Origin of the sequence: Allobosea sp., from assembly GCF_030694325.1 — a bacterium.
GTDB lineage: Bacteria > Pseudomonadota > Alphaproteobacteria > Rhizobiales > Beijerinckiaceae > Allobosea.
On the sequence record NZ_JAUXYO010000134.1, the window covers coordinates 1 to 2367 of the forward strand.

Below are 2367 nucleotides of genomic sequence, written 5' to 3' on the forward strand. Positions count from 1 at the left end.
CCGCTGCGGCGGCGCGGGCCATCTCGCGGATGTCGGCGGATCGGGTGCGGTTGGCCCCGGTGACGAAGGCGAAGGTGCGCGCATCGCTGCTCTGCGCCATCTTGGTCGCGAACTTGCTGCGCAGCCGGTCGAGGGACAGCCCTTCCTCGGCCATGACATAGGAAATGGCGGCCCGCATCACATCGGCGCGCTGGCTGTCGCTGAGGGGCTTCTCGCCGCGCCAGCTCTCGCCGAGGATGCGCTCATGCGACTCCCCGGCCTCGCGCCAGCGCCGCCCGGTCCAGTAGATGTCGGCGCGCAGCCGGTCGATCTCGGGGCCGCGCTCCACCTCGAGCAGGTCGAGCGCCTGATCGGTGCGCGAGAGATCCGACAGCGCCTTGGCTTCGAGCAGGAGGCGGGCACGCTTGACGTCGGCGGGCAGCTCGACGAGGCGCGTGGTACTGAGGGCGCGCACCGCCTCGGCCGGCTTGCCGTTCATCAGATTGACCATCGCCAGCCGCGCCGCGACGGTGGAGCGGGCCGCGCCGGTGAGGCGCCGCTCGATCTGGTAGCGCAGGATCTCGCTGGCCTGGTCGAGCAGGTCGAGGCCGATCAGGCGGTCGGCGAGGAGCCGCGTGATCTCGTCGCCGCGCCGGCCGATCGGCAGGAACTCCTTGAAGTCGTAGAACAGCGCCAGCGCCTCGATGCGCGACAGCTTGTCGAGGCCGGAGCCGCTGAACAGATCCGCGAAGCGCTGGGCGGTTTCGTCCTGCATGCGCCGCGTCAGCGCGTGCTCGGGGAAGGTTTCGCTGGCGCGCCGCGCGACCTGGAACGCATCGCGCCAGCGCTGGGCATCGGCATAGAGCCGTCCGAGTTCGGCGAGGGATTCGATCTCGAGTTCGCCGCCCCGCCAGATGATCGACACTGTCTCCAGCCGCGCCAGAATCTCATCGGGCCCGATATCGGCGCGCTTTTCCGCTTGGACGAGCTTGACCGCGCGCAGCTGCGCCTCCGCCGCGACCGGCCGGCTGCGGGCCTCGAAGAGCGGCTTGTAGCCGGCGAGGGCGTTGTCGGGTCGGCCGGCGGCATCGTCCAGCATCGCCCGGAGCAGGGCGAGTTCCTCCTGGTCGACCGCGTCATGGGGCAAGCCCCCGAGCCGCCCGATCTCGCGTTCGGCGACGGCGACGTCCTGCAGCGCGAGGGCCGAGCGCGTCTTGGCGAGCCGCAGCTCCGCCTGGAGGTCGACCGGATAGCCGTCGAGGATCGCGTCGCCGCGACGGAAGCCGGCCAGCGCCGGGGCATGCCGACCGCGCCGCTGGTCGATCAGTGCGCGCCAGAGCCCGGTCTCGGGATCGTCCTTGATGGCGGGTGCGTCGAGGGCGGCGGCGGCGTCCTGAAGGCGGTGCATGCGGGCCGCGATCAGCCCCTTGAGGAACAGGGCCTGGCGGTTGGCGCGCAGCGCCGGATCCTCCGCCATCGCGGCCGTCAGCGGGCCCTTCGCCTCCGGCAGCAGTCCGTTGGCCGCATAGAAGCGAGCCAACTCCATGCGGGTCTCGGATTTGCGGGCACGCGAGGCGCCGGCGATCTCGCGCATCAGGGCGCGCTCCTGCTCGCGGACCGCGCCGACGACGAGCTTGTTCCACTGCTCGGGGTCGAGCAGGGGCGTGCGGGCCTCCGCGGCCTTGGCCTCGCCGGCCTTGTCCGGGGCGGCGACGTCGAGCGACACGGTCAGGCCGCCGCTGCGGCCGATGCGGACCTGTTCGGTGCCGGCGCGCACCAGCACGTCGTCGGCCCGGGGCGCGACGACGACGCCATGGGCGGTCGGCAGCAGGCCGAACTCGACGAACTGATAGGGCTTGGCGGTGAGCCGGACGGGGCCGGTCGCGGTCGCCACGGCCATCGGCAGGCCGGAGGGGCTCGCTTCCAGCCAGTGAACGCCGGTCATGCCGGGCAGGGGCACGGCGACGACGGTGTGGCCCTGGTCGTCATTGGTCCGCGTCGGCGCCAGCGGCTCGGCCGGCTTGCCGCCCTGTTCGCCGAAGGCGAGCGACCAGGTCGCGGCGTCGTCGAACAGGCGCGTCAGCGGCTGCCCGGCGAGGCGCAGCCGCACCAGCACGACCCTGCCTTCGCGGCTGACCGTCGCATCCTCGATGATCTGCGGGAGCAGGCCCTTGAGGTCGGCCGGATCGATCGTATCGCGCGTGTCGAAGATCAGCGTCGCCAGGCCCGCCTCGACGAAGCCGGCCGCGCCCGTCCGGCGCGGGAAGCGGAAATCCAGCCGCGTGCCGTCGGCGGTGATCTTGACCGGCTGCGGCTCGGGATCGACCGCCGGCGCGGCCACCGCCTCAGCGGGGGCGGGGGCGGCCGCGGTCTGGGCCACCGCCGGGG

At 72.9% G+C, this 2367-nt stretch carries 1 protein-coding gene; it reads right to left on the minus strand.

What is annotated here, in order from left to right; translation table 11 throughout:
• Positions 1-2367: hypothetical protein (locus Q8M82_RS08060; protein WP_305690850.1), on the minus strand; the 2367-nt coding region annotated here is incomplete at both ends.